The 16,340-nt window shown below is 58.5% G+C and carries 12 protein-coding genes; 4 read left to right on the top strand and 8 right to left on the bottom strand.

The window, feature by feature from the left end; translation table 11 throughout:
- The first annotated feature begins 37 nt into the window (after positions 1-37).
- Positions 38-1,480 carry a protein adenylyltransferase SelO gene (selO, locus tag CU081_RS18390; RefSeq protein WP_022650907.1) on the top strand — a complete coding sequence of 481 codons (1,443 nt, stop codon included), beginning with the start codon at positions 38-40 and terminating at the stop codon, positions 1,478-1,480.
- Here the strand turns inward: selO and CU081_RS18385 are convergent.
- From CU081_RS18385 to ppsR, 8 genes are all read right to left on the bottom strand, one after another.
- Positions 1,477-2,256, bottom strand: a complete 780-nt coding sequence (locus tag CU081_RS18385; RefSeq protein ID WP_022650908.1) for a heme ABC transporter ATP-binding protein — start codon at positions 2,254-2,256, stop codon at positions 1,477-1,479. The genes selO and CU081_RS18385 overlap by 4 nt on opposite strands.
- Positions 2,249-3,241: a FecCD family ABC transporter permease gene (locus tag CU081_RS18380; RefSeq protein WP_039268858.1), complete on the bottom strand. Its 993-nt coding sequence runs from the start codon at positions 3,239-3,241 to the stop codon at positions 2,249-2,251. Before CU081_RS18380 ends, CU081_RS18385 begins: the two co-directional genes overlap by 8 nt.
- Positions 3,241-4,059 carry a heme/hemin ABC transporter substrate-binding protein gene (locus CU081_RS18375; protein ID WP_022650910.1) on the bottom strand — a complete coding sequence of 273 codons (819 nt, stop codon included), beginning with the start codon at positions 4,057-4,059 and terminating at the stop codon, positions 3,241-3,243. Before CU081_RS18375 ends, CU081_RS18380 begins: the two co-directional genes overlap by 1 nt.
- Complete coding sequence (gene chuS / locus CU081_RS18370) at positions 4,056-5,084, bottom strand: hematinate-forming heme oxygenase ChuS (protein WP_022650911.1); 1,029 nt, start codon at positions 5,082-5,084, stop codon at positions 4,056-4,058. Before chuS ends, CU081_RS18375 begins: the two co-directional genes overlap by 4 nt.
- A gap of 35 nt (positions 5,085-5,119) precedes the next feature.
- Positions 5,120-7,102 carry a TonB-dependent hemoglobin/transferrin/lactoferrin family receptor gene (locus CU081_RS18365; RefSeq protein WP_022650912.1) on the bottom strand — a complete coding sequence of 661 codons (1,983 nt, stop codon included), beginning with the start codon at positions 7,100-7,102 and terminating at the stop codon, positions 5,120-5,122.
- A 76-nt stretch (positions 7,103-7,178) separates the two neighbouring features.
- Positions 7,179-7,367 carry a hemin uptake protein HemP gene (gene hemP / locus CU081_RS18360; RefSeq protein WP_015570723.1) on the bottom strand — a complete coding sequence of 63 codons (189 nt, stop codon included), beginning with the start codon at positions 7,365-7,367 and terminating at the stop codon, positions 7,179-7,181.
- Positions 7,368-7,578: 211 nt separating this feature from the next.
- Positions 7,579-8,625 (bottom strand): 3-deoxy-7-phosphoheptulonate synthase AroH, encoded by a 1,047-nt coding sequence (aroH, locus tag CU081_RS18355; RefSeq protein ID WP_003857781.1) that lies wholly within the window; start codon positions 8,623-8,625, stop codon positions 7,579-7,581.
- Positions 8,626-8,775: 150 nt separating this feature from the next.
- A complete protein-coding gene (ppsR, locus tag CU081_RS18350; RefSeq protein ID WP_003857779.1) occupies positions 8,776-9,609 on the bottom strand; it encodes a posphoenolpyruvate synthetase regulatory kinase/phosphorylase PpsR in 834 nt (277 codons plus the stop codon).
- Positions 9,610-9,944: 335 nt separating this feature from the next.
- Between ppsR and ppsA the strand changes: the two genes are divergently transcribed.
- The 3 genes from ppsA (at position 9,945) to CU081_RS18335 (ending at position 16,337) form a co-directional block, all read left to right on the top strand.
- Positions 9,945-12,323, top strand: coding sequence for a phosphoenolpyruvate synthase (gene ppsA, locus CU081_RS18345; protein ID WP_003857777.1), 2,379 nt, complete (start codon positions 9,945-9,947; stop codon positions 12,321-12,323).
- A gap of 234 nt (positions 12,324-12,557) precedes the next feature.
- A complete protein-coding gene (locus tag CU081_RS18340) occupies positions 12,558-13,958 on the top strand; it encodes an MFS transporter (protein ID WP_003857776.1) in 1,401 nt (466 codons plus the stop codon).
- 3 nt (positions 13,959-13,961) lie between these two features.
- Positions 13,962-16,337 (top strand): glycoside hydrolase family 3 N-terminal domain-containing protein, encoded by a 2,376-nt coding sequence (locus CU081_RS18335; protein ID WP_058647315.1) that lies wholly within the window; start codon positions 13,962-13,964, stop codon positions 16,335-16,337.
- Positions 16,338-16,340: the final 3 nt, after the last annotated feature.

The raw sequence follows: 16,340 nt of genomic DNA, 5'->3' as shown, positions 1-16,340 counted from the left end.
TCCAGGGAAACCCTCTACACTTAAAGCAGGAGGACTTATGACCCTGTCTTTTACTGCTCACTGGCACGATGAATTACCCGGCTTTTACACCGCGCTTAAGCCAACGCCTTTACAAAACGCGCGTCTTATCTGGCATAACGATGCATTAGCGGATTCGCTTGGCATCCCTTCGACGCTTTTTCAGCCAGAAAAAGGCGCCGGCGTCTGGGGCGGCGAAACGCTGCTTCCGGGCATGAAGCCGCTGGCTCAGGTCTACAGCGGACATCAGTTTGGCGTCTGGGCGGGACAGCTCGGCGATGGCCGCGGTATCCTGCTGGGTGAACAAGTTCTGCCGAATGGCGAAACGCTCGACTGGCACCTGAAAGGGGCAGGGCTAACCCCATACTCACGCATGGGAGATGGCCGCGCGGTGCTGCGTTCAACCATACGTGAAGGTCTGGCTTCCGAGGCGATGCACGCTCTGGGGATCCCTACCTCACGTGCGCTGTCCATTGTCACCAGCGACACGCCGGTGGCCCGCGAAACGATGGAGCAGGGAGCGATGCTGGTCCGCGTGGCGGAAAGCCATCTGCGTTTCGGTCATTTTGAACACTTCTACTATCGCCGCGAGCCGGATAAAGTCCGCCAGCTTGCCGATTACGCTCTTCGTCGTCACTGGCCGCACCTGCAAAACGAGCCGGACCGCTATGTTCTCTGGTTCCGTGATATTGTTGCGCGCACCGCCGCAATGATTGCCCGCTGGCAGGCCGTCGGCTTTGCCCATGGGGTGATGAACACCGACAACATGTCCCTGTTAGGGCTGACGTTTGACTACGGTCCGTACGGCTTCCTTGATGACTATCAGCCGGGTTACATCTGTAACCATTCGGACTATCAGGGGCGTTACCGTTTCGACAACCAGCCTGCGGTGGGGCTGTGGAACCTTCAGCGGCTTGCACAAAGCCTGTCGCCGTTTATCGACGTCGATGCCCTGAACGATGCGCTGGACAGCTATCAGGAGATCCTGCTGCGGGAATACGGTGTGTTAATGCGCACCAGGCTGGGGCTGATGACGCAGGAAAAAGGCGATAACGCGCTGCTGAATGGGCTGTTTGCCATCATGGCGCGTGAAGGCAGCGACTATACCCGAACCTTCCGTATGCTGAGCCAGACCGCGCAGCAGAGCGCCGCGTCACCGCTGCGCGACGAGTTCGTCGATCGACAGGCGTTTGATGACTGGTTTGCCGCTTACCGGGCGCGTTTACAGCAGGAACAAATTGATGACTATACCCGCCAGGCGCGGATGAAGGCGGTTAACCCGGCGATGGTATTGCGCAACTGGCTGGCGCAGCGGGCCATTGAGCAGGCAGAGCAGGGGGACTATACCGAGCTGCATCGGCTACATATCGCCCTGCGCACGCCGTTTGCCGACCGGGAGGATGACTATGTCAGCCGCCCGCCGGACTGGGGCAAGCGGCTGGAAGTGAGCTGCTCAAGCTAAGGGGCGAGAAAAACCTGCGGCGCGGCGTGCGCCGGATGTCTGCCGACGTGCACCTGCGCACCGTACCAGCGTGCCAGCGCGTCGGCCTGCAAAACCGTCTCCGGTATGCCCTGAGAAACAATCCTGCCGTTGTGTAACAGCAGGATCCGGTCCGACCATAATGCGGCAAGATTGAGATCGTGCAGCACCACGCAGGCGTGAAGATGGCCCTGACGGGTCAGCGATTTCAACAGGCGCAGCAGATGCTGCTGGTGGTAGAGATCCAGCGCGGAAGTGGGTTCGTCGAGAAACAGCCAGCCGCGTGGCGTTCCGTCACGCCACAGCTGCGCCAGCGCGCGGGCGAGCTGGACGCGCTGTTGCTCGCCCCCCGAGAGGGCATGATAGCGCCTGCCGGCCAGCGGCAGGCAACCGGTCAGCTGCAACACCTCACGCACAATTGACGGTTCCGGGTGACGCGTCCAGGGCGCACGCCCCATTCCAACGATCTCCTCCACCTGCCAGTCAAATCCAGGCTGAGATTGCTGGCGCATCACCGCCCGATAGCGCGACAGCGTCTGCGGATGCCATTCATCCAGCGCTTTTCCCGCCAGCGAACAGCCTCCGCTGTCGGGTTTCAGATAGCCGGTCAGCAGCCGCAGCAGCGTGGATTTCCCCGCGCCGTTGGGGCCGATCAATGTAACCAGCTCTCCCTGCGACAGTGACAGCGAAACGTTATCTGTCAGCGTGCGGCCAGACCGGGTAAAAGTCAGATTTTCAGCCGTATAACGTTCAGCCATGCTGTTCTCCACGACGAAAAATGAGCCATAAGAACCAGGGAGCGCCAAGGATACTGGTGAGCAGGCCGACCGGCATTTCTGCCGGGGCGACCAGGGTGCGCGCGACCGTATCCGCCACCAGCAGCAGTAACGCGCCCGCGAGTACCGTGCCGGGGAGGGTTGCCCGGTGATCGGCGCCCAACCACATGCGCATCAGGTGCGGCACCACGAGTCCGACAAAGCCAATCACGCCGCTGACGGCGACAGCCGCAGCGACCAGCAGGGCGCTGCATAACAGTAATATTCGCTGTACAAGGGCAACGTCCACGCCAAGGTAATGCGCTTCCTCTTCACCCAGTTGCAGTAAATTTAACGCACTGGCACAGCGCCAGATCGCCAGAGCGGCAGGCACCATCAGCGAGGTCACGGCGAGCAGCGTGGACCACTGCGCCTGACCAAGACTTCCCATTCCCCAGAGTGAAAGCTGACGCAGCTGGGCGTCATTGCTGACCCACGAAAGCACACCCACTGCCGCACCGCACAGGGCATTGATGGCGATACCCACCAGCAACAGACGTGACAGAGAGGTGTCATGCTGCTTGCTGAGCAGGAAGATCACGCCTGTGGCTGCCAGCGCCCCAAGAAATGCCGCCAGCATAGGGGCGTAGAGCATCACCAGCGCGGGCAGCGCGAGCGGGAGCACCACCCACAGGGCGACGGCCAGCGCCGCACCGCTGCTGATCCCGAGCAGGCCCGGGTCGGCAAGCGGATTGCGGAACAGCCCCTGCATGACGCAGCCGGCGAGCGCCAGCGACCCGCCAATCACCAGCGCCAGCAGCACGCGGGGCAGACGGATGGTGAGCCAGATCTGGCGTAGCGTCTCATCGCTGCCGCTCCAGAGCACGTTCACCGGCAGGCGTAACGCCCCAAAACCGGTAGCCATGATCGTCATGACGGTAAGCGACCCCGCCAGAAGCCATAACGATAATGTGATGCGCCGGGACATCAGGGCAGTTGCTCCGCTCTGGCACGCAGCTGTTGTATGGCTTTCGGCGTGCGGACGCTGAAGCCCAGCAGGGCCATGTCATCAATAGCCAGCACCTGCTTGCTTCGTCCCGCTGGCGTTTGCGCCAGACCGGGCAGTTTCCACAGATTTTCTTCGCCGCCCAGCGCGTTAAGGCCCTCCTGCGAAATCACCACCAGATCCGGCTGGCTGGCCATCACCCCCTCCTGGGAAAGCGGCTGATAGCGGGTAAAGCCCTGCATGGCGTTCTGCAACCCGGCGGCGCGTATTGCCGCATCCGCGCCGGTCTGTTGCCCGGCCGCCATTGCGGTCATTCCGCCGTGGCTGAGGATAAACAGCACCCGCTTGTTGAGCGGTATTGAGGGCAGTGCCGCCAGCGCCTGACGCAGCGAGCTGCGCAGGGTTTCCCCTTGCGCCTCATGATGCGTCGCCTGAGCTATCACCCTCACTTTTTCGTCAATCGCGCGCAGGTCAGGCGTGCCGGGAACGGTAACCACGCGGACGTGGCTCTGTTCAACCTGCTTCAGCGCCAGAGAGGGCTGCGCCTGGTCGCTTGCCAGCACCAGCGTCGGGCGTACGGACAAAATCCCCTCCGCATTCAGCTGGCGAAGATACCCCACGTCAGGCAGCGCGTTTGTCGCCTGCGGCCACTGGCTGGTACTGTCGCGCGCAACCAGAGAAGACTCCGCGCCGAGGGCGTAGACGATCTCCGTCACGTCGCCGCCGAGGGCGACAATTCTCTCCGGCGCGGCGACGGCGACCAGCGGCAGGGCGCAGAGCAGGGCAAACCAGTTTTTCATGCGGCCAGCCCTTCTGGCGTCAGGGCGTCAATCTGGCGACGCCACTGGCTCTGCTCAGGCTCGCCTTCGGTACGCTGCCCATAGAGCTGGGCGATTTGGGTGCCATCCGCCGCAAACAGCTCCAGGCTGGTGACGTGACCGTCCGCCGTCGGCTTGCGCGTTACCCACGTCTCCGCGACGGCCTCCTCCAGCAGGTGCAGGGTAAAGGTTGGGTTGAAGATGTTCAGCCAGCCTTTCATGGGCGTCAGTTTTTCCACCACACCGGTGAAAATCTGCACGCAGCCGCGGTTGCCGACGAAGATCATGATTTCGTTTCTGTCCTGTCGCGCCGTCTCCAGCAGCTGTGCCAGCGCGCTGTTATCCACCTTACAGGCCAGATCGTCACTCACAAGACGAAACGCCTGCTGGCGGCTCAGGTTATGGCGCTTCAGTAAGCTAAAGAACTGATGCACGTCGGTCATGGCGCGCCACTCTTTCTCCACCGAGCCTGCATCAGCACCGTCGGAATGCGCAGGGGCCTCGACAGCCTTTAGCGCCAGAGCGGGGTTATCGGCAATGATAAAACGGGTCAGCACGTCGCCCCAGGCGGCAACGTCGGTGTGATCCGTGGTGTAGACCTTAAGTAAAGCGTCGCCCTGATGATCGAAGAACTGAATGCTCTGACGTTCGCCGCGGGAGGTCGTTTCACTTATGTGAAACGCGCTCGCCCACTGGTTGAGGAACAAACGCAGATCCAGCGCACGCGGATTTAGCACCAGCCCGGCGTGGCCGCCGAGGTGCTGGTTAGTAAACGCTCCGATCTGTTCATGAACGGCGTATTCGTTACGGCAGATGCATTTGGTTTCCCCCACCGACTCCAGCGCCGCCAGAATCTCACGGATTTCACCGCGCAGCCGCCAGGCGTCGTGTCCCACGCGCGCAAATGCCAGCTCTGCTTCGCTGATGTGCATTAATCCGGCGATATCACGGGCGTACTTACCCGGATGTTCTTCTTTAAGCTCAAGCCAGCGTGTGTAGTGACCCATAATCTTATCCTTCTGAATCGTTGCCCCGAAGGGAATTACCATTGATAACTGACGAAGATCTTGCCGTTGCGGCCATCCTGCGGGATGCCCTGCGGTGACCAGTAGGCTTTGTCGAAGGCGTTCCCCAGCACGAGGGTGGTGGTGATGCCTTTGAACTGCTGCTGACCTTTATAGCTGACGTAGAAATCATTCACTGCGTAGCCAGGCTGCTCGCTGTAGCTGCTGCTGATGTGCGTTGAACGTTCGACGAAGGTGCCGATCCAGCCCACGGAGAATCCGCTTTGCGCCACCGGGATATCCAGCTTGCTGGTGACGGTGTCCGGGTTGATGCTGGAGATGTATTCGCCCGTGTCGGTATCTTTCCCGCGCGTGCGGTTGTAGGCCACGTCCAGGTTGAACAGGCTGGTCGCGTAGGTCGCCATCATGTCCCAGCCCCAGATTTTGGCATTTGGTACGTTATAGGACATGGTGGTGGCCGCCGCAAAATCGACGGTAGTGGAGATGTAATCTTTCGCTTTGGTGTCGAAGTAGCTGGCTTTGAACTCCAGCGCGTCGTTGGCGAGCAGCAGATCGTCAAAACGTAGCCCAAAACCGAACTCCTGGGTTTCGTTAGTTTCCGGACGCAGGTTCGGGTTCGGCACCCAGTAGTTGGTGTAGAAGCTGCCGATAGAGAAGTGCTTCGAGTCGTTATACATCTCGCCCATCGTTGGCGCGCGGAAGGCCTGGGCGTAAGAGCCGAACAGCATCAGCCAGTCGGCTGGACTCACGGTTAACCCGGCGCGTGATGACCACTTATCCGCATCCACGTCATCGTAACCGCTGCTGCTGCCGCGGTAGTTGTCGTAACGCGTCCCGCCGAGAAGCGTTACCGGCAGGTCGCGCAGGGTAATCTCATCCTGCAACCAGCCGGAGCTGAAGTCGATTTTAGCGTCCGGGAAGCCGGTGGTCGCGCCGCCAGGGTGTTGCTCCTGACGATAGTATTCCCCGCCGTAGGTCAGCAGGTGCGAGGCGAAGGAGTCGCTGAACAGGCGGGTGCGGTTTTCGACTTTTCCGCCTTTGGTGGTCTGCTTACGGAACTCGCCGCTGGCGTCGATGTTCTGGGCGTTGATCCTCGCTTCGGACCAGTAAATTTTCGCATCGGCGTTCAGCCAGTTGTTTCCGGCTGGCGCAATGCGGTAGCCAAGCTGGGCATCGCGCTGAATGGTGGAACGATCGGTCATCGGGTTACTGCTGCTGGCATCCGTGGTCTGCGGATTTTTTGGCTCCTGCGCGTCGTTATTGTAGTAACGCAGAGAGCCGCTCAGCGTCTGCGCCGGATCGATTTTCCAGCTGCCTTTCGCCAGCATATTGTTGATGGATTCGTCGTTTGGCGCCCTCGCGCCGTCACTCTGGCGAATGTCGCCGCGATCGCGGCTGGACCAGGAGACCACACCGTCCAGGGTATCGGTGCGGCCATAGGCGCTGGCGCCCATCCCGATGCTGTGATCGCCCGTTGCACCGGTAGCAAATACGCGATAGCCGCTGTTTTTACCTGCATCCAATAGATCGCTGGCGTCGACGGTGTCATACGAAATTACGCCGCCCAGCGCGCCGCTGCCGTACAGCAAGGCGGAAGGGCCACGTACCACTTCGATACGTTTGATCAGTGCCGGATCGAGGAACGTGCTGTTCAGGTGTCCGGTATCGGTGCCCTGGCGCACGCCATCCACCAGCACCAGCACGCCACGGCGGTCATAGCCACGGAGGTTAACGTCCTGACCGTTGGTGCGCCCGGTGCCGTCCAGCGTCAGACCGGGCACCTTGCGCAGCAGGTCGGCAGCGGAGCTGGCGGTCTGGTTTTCCGGCGCGGTGGCGTCAATCACGCTCACCATCATGGGGGCTTCAAAGGCGCTGCGGGCATTGCCGGTGGCGGTGACGGTGATCTCGTCTGCAGCGGCAAACGTAACGCCCGGCAGGGTGCTGACAATCGCCAGCGCCAGAAGAGACGGGCGTAAAGACGCGGATTGCAGGTGTGGCATAGCAACTCTCCATAAGAATTGAAAAGCGCTGGCTGCCTGGGGATCACCTGGGTGGCTGGCGAATGTGTTGTCTGGTTTATTTAGTCAGGATCAGTTTTCCGGCATTGGTCTGGCGCAGCAGGTAGTGCTGGCCGTCATGCTCGATAATGACCCGTCCCTCCTCACCCAACAGGCTTTTACTGTCGATTCGGCGATCGGTGGGAGCAGGGGACGGCGCTGTGTGTGTTTTTGTTGGCGTTGCCGCGCTGTTATCGGTCGGTGACATAATGTTTATAAATAACAATCAATGTAACAATGATAATCATTATCAATAAACTGCAAATTCACAGCAAGCGTTTTTGTGAAAATTGTGTGACGGGATCAAATTTGGGGGAGAGATGCGGTCTGACGCCCTCACCCCGACCCTCTCCCACGGGGAGAGGGAGAAGGGCACGAATCGTAGGCCGGGTAAGGCAAAGCCGCCACCCGGCAAGGGGTTAGAAGCGCGAATCTACCGCAGACGCCAGCATCTCCAGCAGCCGTTCGCTGTCTTCCCAGCTCAGGCACGGGTCGGTGATTGACTGGCCGTAGACCATTTGCTGTCCGGCGACGATCTTCTGCGTGCCTTCTTTGATAAAGCTCTCCGCCATAATTCCTGCAATGGCGGTCGAGCCGCTGCGGATCTGCTGGCAAACTTCCTCGCAGACGTCCAGCTGGCGGCGGTGCTGTTTCTGACAATTGCCGTGGCTGAAATCCACCACCAGATGCTCGGGCAGGTCAAATTCCGCCAGCGTTTCGCAAGCGGCGGCAATATCTTCTGCATGGTAATTCGGTTTTTTACCGCCACGCATAATGATATGTCCGAACGGGTTGCCGCTGGTCTGGTAGATGGTCATCTGGCCGTTTTTATCCGGGGAGAGGAACATATGGCTGGCGCGTGACGCGCGGATGGCATCTACGGCAATTCGGGTATTACCGTCCGTTCCGTTTTTGAAGCCCACCGGACAGGAGAGCGCCGACGCCATTTCACGGTGGATCTGACTTTCGGTGGTACGCGCGCCAATCGCGCCCCAGCTTATGAGGTCGGCAATAAACTGTCCGGTCACCATATCCAGAAATTCGGTGGCAGTCGGCACGCCCAGCTTGTTAACCTGTAACAGCAGCTTGCGCGCCAGCGCAATACCGTGATTCACCCGGTAGCTACCGTTCAGATCCGGATCGGAAATCAATCCTTTCCAGCCCACGACGGTACGCGGCTTTTCAAAGTAGGTACGCATCACGATCTCCAGGCGATCCTGATACGTGCCGCGCAGCGTCTGAAGGCGTTGTGCATAATCCATTGCCGCGTCCAGGTCGTGGATGGAGCAGGGGCCAATCACCACCAGAAGACGTTTGTCTTCACCATTGAGAATTTTTTCGATGCGGCGACGGGAGGCCGTCACATGGTCCGCCACCTCGGCGGAAACGGGATGCAGCCGGGCCAGTTCAGCCGGTGTGACCAGGCTATCAATGCGCGCGGTGCGCAGTTCGTCGGTTTTGTTCATGGAATGTCTCAGAAATTTTTTGCTTCATCGGCAGACTACCGGGAAGTGATGGGCATCACCTTAAACCAATCCCTGCTGATTTCAAGTTCGGGGCACGTCGCCCCGAGGATGGCATGATAATAACTGAAACTGGATTAATGTACTAGCATATTAGTACATGCGGCGATTTAGCCCCATGATATCGAGGATCTTGGTGGCAATTTCTTCTACTGAATAGTTGGTACTGTTCAGCCAGGGAATTTGATTTTTCCGGTACAGCGCTTCGACTTCAGAGACTTCCATTCGGCACTGGCGCATCGAGGCGTAGCGGCTGTTCTCGCGACGTTCTTCGCGGATCGCCGCCAGTCGTTCCGGGTTGATGGTCAGCCCAAACAGCTTATGCTGGAGCGGCTTGAGCGCGGCGGGCAGCATCAGGTTATCCATATCATCGGCAATAAAGGGGTAGTTGGCGGCGCGAATGCCAAACTGCATTGCCAGGTATAGGCTGGTGGGAGTTTTACCGCAGCGCGACACGCCGAGCAAAATCACCTGCGCCTGGTCGAGATTGCGCAGCGAGATCCCGTCGTCGTGCGCCAGGGTGTAGTCAATAGCGGCAATACGCGCATCGTATTTGGTCAGGTTACCGGGGTTCAGCCCGTGGGTACGGTGGGCGATCGGCGTCGGATCGAGCTTCAGCTCGCTTTGCAAGGGGGCAACCAGCGCCTGCACGATGTCCTGACAGAAGCCCTCGCTTTGCAGAATGATATTGCGGATCTCAGGGATCACAATGGAATAGAACACCAGCGGACGAACGCCGGTCTGCTGGTAAATGGCGTCGATCTGGTCCTTGACCGCTTTGGCCCGGCTCTCATTTTCCACGAACGGCAGCGTGATGCTGTTTATCGATACCGGAAACTGCGACATCACCGCGTGTCCCAGCACCTCGGCGGTAATCGCCGTCCCATCAGAAATATAAAAAACGTGGCGATCGACAGCATTATCCATTTTATCCACCCTGAATAGCGTACGTAATTGCCTGAAAGCATAAATTAAAAAAGTTAATTTCACAGCAAAGAACTTATCTGAATTTAAAATGAAATGGTGTTTTTGATTTTCCTGAAAAGTGGATTTCATTTTTCGATTAGCGGCTTTATTTCTAAGGTTTTTGCCGGAATCTATAGGAATCATCGGGTTAGCGAGTGCGGGGAAACTGTCCGAAAAGTTGAAAATTTAAATTGCTTACACGATTCACCGTTTTTTTAGCGGAAATAAATATGCCAGTATAAATACGTAGTCAGGTGTTTCTTACTCCGATCAAATATCACAAAAGGATTGTTTCGATGTCCAACAATGGCTCGTCACCGCTGGTGCTTTGGTATAACCAACTCGGCATGAATGATGTAGACAGAGTTGGGGGCAAAAATGCCTCCCTGGGTGAAATGATTACAAATCTGTCCGGTATGGGTGTCTCCGTACCTAACGGGTTTGCCACAACCGCCGATGCGTTTAACCTGTTTTTAGACCAGAGCGGTGTAAACCAGCGCATTTACGACCTGCTGGATAAAACGGATATTGATGATGTCACCGAGCTTGCCAAAGCCGGCGCGCAAATCCGCCAGTGGATTATCGACACACCTTTCCAGCCGGAACTGGAAAAAGCCATCCATGACGCCTACAACCTGCTCTCCGCTGACGACGCGCAGGCCTCCTTTGCCGTGCGCTCTTCCGCTACCGCAGAAGATATGCCGGATGCCTCTTTCGCCGGGCAGCAGGAAACCTTCCTCAACGTCCAGGGTTACGAGGCGGTACTGGTGGCGGTGAAGCATGTGTTTGCTTCCCTGTTCAACGACCGCGCCATCTCCTATCGCGTCCATCAGGGCTATGACCACCGCGGCGTCGCGCTCTCCGCAGGCGTACAGCGCATGGTGCGCTCCGACGTGGGCTCTTCCGGCGTGATGTTCTCTATCGACACTGAATCCGGCTTCGACCAGGTGGTGTTTATCACCTCCGCATGGGGTCTGGGCGAGATGGTGGTGCAGGGGGCGGTGAACCCTGACGAATTCTATGTGCACAAGCCTACGCTGGCGGCTAACCGTCCGGCAGTGGTACGCCGCACCATGGGCTCGAAAAAAATCCGCATGATCTATGCCCCGACGCAAGAACATGGCAAGCAGGTCACCATTGAAGATGTGCCGCAGGAGCAGCGGGATCGCTTCTCCCTGACCGACGCCGAAGTGGAAGAGCTGGCGAAGCAGGCGGTGCAGATTGAAAAACACTATGGCCGTCCGATGGACATCGAGTGGGCCAAAGACGGACACACCGGCAAGCTGTTTATCGTGCAGGCGCGTCCGGAAACCGTCCGTTCACGCGGTCAGGTCATGGAGCGCTACACCCTGCACGCGCAGGGCAAAATTGTCGCGGAAGGCCGCGCAATCGGCCACCGCATCGGTGCCGGTCCGGTGAAAGTGATCCACGACATTAGCGAGATGAACCGCATTCAGCCAGGCGACGTGCTGGTGACCGACATGACCGACCCGGACTGGGAACCGATCATGAAAAAAGCGGCTGCCATCGTCACCAACCGCGGTGGCCGTACCTGTCACGCGGCAATCATTGCCCGTGAGCTGGGGATCCCGGCGGTAGTCGGCTGTGGTGACGCGACCGAACGCATGAAGGACGACCAGAACGTGACGGTCTCCTGTGCCGAAGGCGATACCGGTTACGTGTATGCTGATATCCTCGACTTCAGCGTGAAAAGCTCCAGCGTGGATACCATGCCGGATCTGCCGCTGAAGATCATGATGAACGTCGGCAACCCGGACCGCGCGTTTGACTTCGCCTGCCTGCCGAACGAAGGCGTGGGCCTGGCGCGTCTGGAATTTATTATTAACCGTATGATCGGGGTGCACCCGCGTGCGCTGCTGGAGTTCGACGACCAGGACGCAAAACTGCAAAACGAAATCCGCGAGATGATGAAAGGTTACGACTCGCCGAGAGAGTTCTATGTTGGTCGTCTGACGGAAGGGATCGCCACGCTCGGCGCGGCCTTCTACCCGAAACGCGTGATCGTGCGTCTGTCGGACTTTAAGTCGAACGAATACGCCAACCTGGTGGGCGGCGAACGCTACGAGCCGGAAGAAGAGAACCCGATGCTGGGCTTCCGCGGCGCCGGACGCTACGTGTCGGAAAGCTTCCGCGACTGCTTCGCGCTGGAGTGCGAGGCGGTAAAACGCGTGCGCAACGACATGGGGCTGACCAACGTGGAAATCATGATCCCGTTCGTCCGTACCGTGGATCAGGCGAAGGCGGTGGTAGATGAGCTGGCGCGTCAGGGGCTGAAGCGCGGCGAGAACGGGCTGAAGATCATCATGATGTGTGAAATTCCGTCCAACGCCCTGCTGGCAGAGCAGTTCCTGGAGCACTTCGACGGCTTCTCCATTGGCTCGAATGACATGACGCAGCTGGCGCTCGGCCTGGACCGCGACTCCGGCGTTGTCTCTGAGCTGTTCGATGAGCGTAACGAGGCGGTGAAAGCGCTGCTCTCCATGGCCATCCGCGCGGCGAAGAAACAGGGTAAATATGTCGGGATTTGCGGCCAGGGTCCTTCTGACCATGAAGACTTTGCGGCCTGGCTGATGGACGAGGGAATTGATAGCCTCTCCCTGAACCCGGACACCGTGGTGCAGACCTGGCTGAGCCTGGCAGAGCTGAACAAGTAAAACCTGCATAATCTGAAAAAGGCGAGGATATCTGTCCTCGCCTTTTTTATTTTCCTGCGAATATGCTCACCATCACAAATAAAGCAAAAAACCAAATATCATAATTTATCTGTTAATTTAGACAATTGTTAGCGGGCAGGGCGTTGCTAATACTTGAGCCTTACCGCGTACATCCGTCGGGATGATGCGCGACTGGTTGAAATACGTTTTAACCTGATAAAAAGGCAAATAACAATGACAATCTCCTCTGTATTACGTACCAAAGATAAAATAGGTTATGGCCTCGGCGATATGGCCAGCGCGCTGGTCTGGCAAACGGCAACGTTATTTCTCGCTTATTTCTATACGGACGTATTCGGTTTGCCTGCCGCCATTATGGGCACCATGTTTTTAGTGGTGCGCGTGGTCGATGCGTTTGTCGACCCGTGCATTGGCGCGCTGGTGGACCGCACTCAGACCCGCCACGGTCGTTTTCGTCCCTGGCTGCTCTGGTTTGCCATTCCGTTTGGCGTGAGCTGCCTGATTACCTTCTACGTACCGGATGCCGGGCAGACGGCAAAAATTGTCTATGCCTGCGTAACCTATGCCATCCTGAGTCTGATCTATTCTGCGATTAACGTCCCTTACTGTGCCATGCCCGGCGCGCTGACGCTCGACCCGCGCGAACGCCACTCGCTGCAATCCTGGCGCTTTGGCCTGTCGTTTATCGGCGGGTTGATTGTAACGGTCATCGCGCTGCCGCTGGTCTCATTATTAGGCCAGGGGAATGTGCAAAAAGGCTATTTCTATGCCATGAGCCTGATGGGGCTGCTGGGCATTGTTTTATTCTTCTGCTGCTTCTTTATGACCCGGGAGCGTTACTCGCCGCGCAATGACACCTCCGGTTCGATGCTGACGGATTTAAAACTGCTGGCCGCCAATAGCCAGTGGCGAATTGTTTTTCTGTTTAATATTTTACTGTTAACCGCCGTCGTGACGCGTGGCTCTGCGACCATGTATTACGTTAACTATGTTCTGTTACGTCCGGAACTGGTTTTTGCCTTTATTGTTTCCGGCATGGTGGCCTCCTTAAGCGGCGCATTATTATCTGAACGCCTGCTGGGGAAATTTGACCGGGTGCGTGCCTATCAGTGGACCATTATTTCTTTCGTTATTTTTGGCGCGCTGATTTTCTTCATTCCGCCTTCGCAGGTGTGGCTGATATTCGGTCTGAATATTGTGTTTAGCTTTATTCAGAACCTGACCACGCCGCTGCAATGGACCATGTTCTCCGATGTGGTGGACTACGAAGAACACCGTAGCGGCCGCCGCCTGGACGGGCTGGTCTTTTCTACCGCCCTGTTTGCCATCAAGTTTGGGCTGGCGCTGGGTGGGGCGGTGGTCGGTTGGGTGCTTGGCATGGTGGATTACGCTCCGGGTCAGGCAAACCAGGCGCCTCATGTTCTTGCAACCATCAATGCCCTGTTCACCCTGATCCCCTGCGCGCTGTTCCTCTGCATGGTGGCGCTCCTTGCCATCTACAAACTTAACAGCCGGCTGGTGGACAGCATCGCCCGCGAGCTGGCCAGCAAACGCGATAGTCGAAACGATGCGGGGCAGCTCAGCCCGGCAACCCAATCCGCACTACAGGAGTAAACCATGACTGCGATCTACAAGGACGCGGGACGTCCCGTACACGAGCGTGTCGCTGATTTACTGGCGCGTATGACGCCGGAAGAGAAATTTGCCCAGATGCACGCGTACTGGCTGATCCTCGATGAACACGGCAACCACCGCGAGCGCAGCGATCTGAGCGATGAATTCGCTGGCGTGAGCGAACAGGCGTCCCTCAACGAAAGGCTGAAGCTCGGCGTCGGGCAGATCACCCGTCCGCTCGGCACGCACATTGTTAATGCAAAAACCGGCGTGCGTGCCGCCAACCGCCTGCAACGCATGATGATGGAGGAGACCCGGCTCGGCATTCCGGCGCTGTTTCATGAGGAGTGTCTGGTGGGGCTGCTGTGCAAAGATGCAACCCTGTTCCCGTCGTCGCTAAACTACGGTTCCACCTGGGACCCGGAGCTGGTACAGCGCGCAGCGGAGCAGATTGGCAAAGAGGCCCGATCCGTCGGGTGCCAGCAGGGGCTGGCCCCGGTGCTGGATGTCTCGCGCGATGTGCGCTGGGGACGGACGGAAGAGACCTTTGGGGAAGATCCTTGGCTGGTAGGGGTGATGGCGACGGCGTACGTGAAGGGGTTGCAGGGCGATAAGCGCGATCTGCTGGCGACCCTGAAACATTACGTCGGCCACTCCTTCAGCGAAGGGGCGCGCAACCATGCGCCGGTCCATCTCGGTTTCAGCGAGCTAAACGATACCTTCCTGCTGCCGTTTGAGATGGCGGTGAAGCTGGCCAACGCCGGTTCGGTGATGCCAGCCTATCACGACATTGATAATCAGCCAGGGCACAGCGACCATTTCCTGCTCACTACCGTGCTGCGTGAACAGTGGGGCTTCGACGGCATTATCGTGGCGGATTACGGCGGCGTCAGCCTGCTGCACCAGCACCACGGAATTTCTCACGATCCAGCGGAATCGGCGGCGCTGGCGTTTAACGCCGGGCTGGACGTGGAATTGCCGAAGGATGACTGCGCGCGTAATCTGGCGGAAGCGGTAGAGCGTGGGCTTATCTCAATGGCGAAAGTGGATGAGATTGTGGCGCGCGTGCTAAGTGAAAAATTCCGTCTCGGGCTGTTTGAAAAACCGTACGCCGACGAAGACGGCATCGATTTGCAGAGTGAGGCGACCCGGCAGGTGGCGCGCGAGGTGGCAACAAAATCGATCACGCTGCTGGAAAATAACGGCATTTTGCCCCTCGGCGGAAAACCCCGTGTAGCGGTAGTGGGGCCGACGGCGGACGATCCGCTGGCGCTGCTGAGCGGTTACAGCTTCCCGGTTCACCTGATCATCAGCGATATGGTTGAAGAGACCTCGCAGGTGACTACCCCGCGCGCGGCGCTGGAACAGTACCTTGGTGCATCGCAGATACGTTACGCCAAAGGGTGCCAGATTATCGAAAAACGGATGGCGGGTGCGCCGGTGTTCCCGGGCGACAGCGGCGGTAAACCGATGCAGCAATCGCCGGTTTCACAACGCACGGATTTGATCCCCGACGCCGTGAGCGCGGCAAAAGAGAGTGACGTAGTGGTGGCCTGCGTGGGCGACCTCGCCGGGCTATTCCAGAGCGGCACCGTGGGGGAAGGATCGGATACCGACTCGCTGGATCTGCCAGGCGTGCAGCAACAGCTGCTGGAGGCGCTGGTGGCAACCGGTAAGCCGGTGATTGTCGTCATGACGGGCGGGCGTCCTTATAACCTTCAGGGGCTGGAAGAGAAGGTGGCCGCGCTGATGATGGCCTGGGCGCCGGGGCAGGAAGGGGGCTGGGCGATTGCCGATGTCTTAACCGGCCGCGCGGAGCCGCAGGGCAGGCTGGTAGTGAGCGTGCCGAAAAACGCCGGGGCGATGCCGTACTACTATAACCACAAGCTGAAAAGCGGCGGCACGCCGTTTGGGTTCCATTTCGGCGCACTTTACCCGTTCGGTTACGGTCTCGGCTGGACGCAGTTTCGCTGGGGCGCGGCCCGCCTGGCTGAAAGCCGCGTCCCGATCGACGGAGAGGTGGCGTTAAGCGTCGATATCACCAACACCGGCGAGCGCAGCGGCAGCGAAGTGGTACAGGTGTACGTACGCGATAAGGTCGCCACGCAGGTGCGTCCGCTTCAGGAGCTGAAAGCGTTCCAGCGCGTTACGCTTTCACCGGGAGAAACCGCCACGCTGACCTTTACCCTGCCGGTGGAGATGTTTAATTTCACCCGCCGGGACGGAAAGCGAATTGTCGAGCCAGGGGAGTTTGAGCTACAGGTTGGCGCGTCCTCGGCGGATATTCGCGCGGTGGTGAACGTGCAGGTAAGCGGAAAGACGCGGGTACTGGCGGGGGATTGGCGGATGCTTAGTCGCTGTGACATTACACTGGCGTAAAAA

This window comes from Enterobacter sp. CRENT-193 (assembly GCF_002787395.1).
In the GTDB taxonomy this organism is placed as follows: Bacteria; Pseudomonadota; Gammaproteobacteria; order Enterobacterales; family Enterobacteriaceae; genus Enterobacter; species Enterobacter hormaechei_C.
Note: the sequence above shows the minus strand (reverse complement) of the source record. Positions and strands in the feature narration are given on the sequence as shown.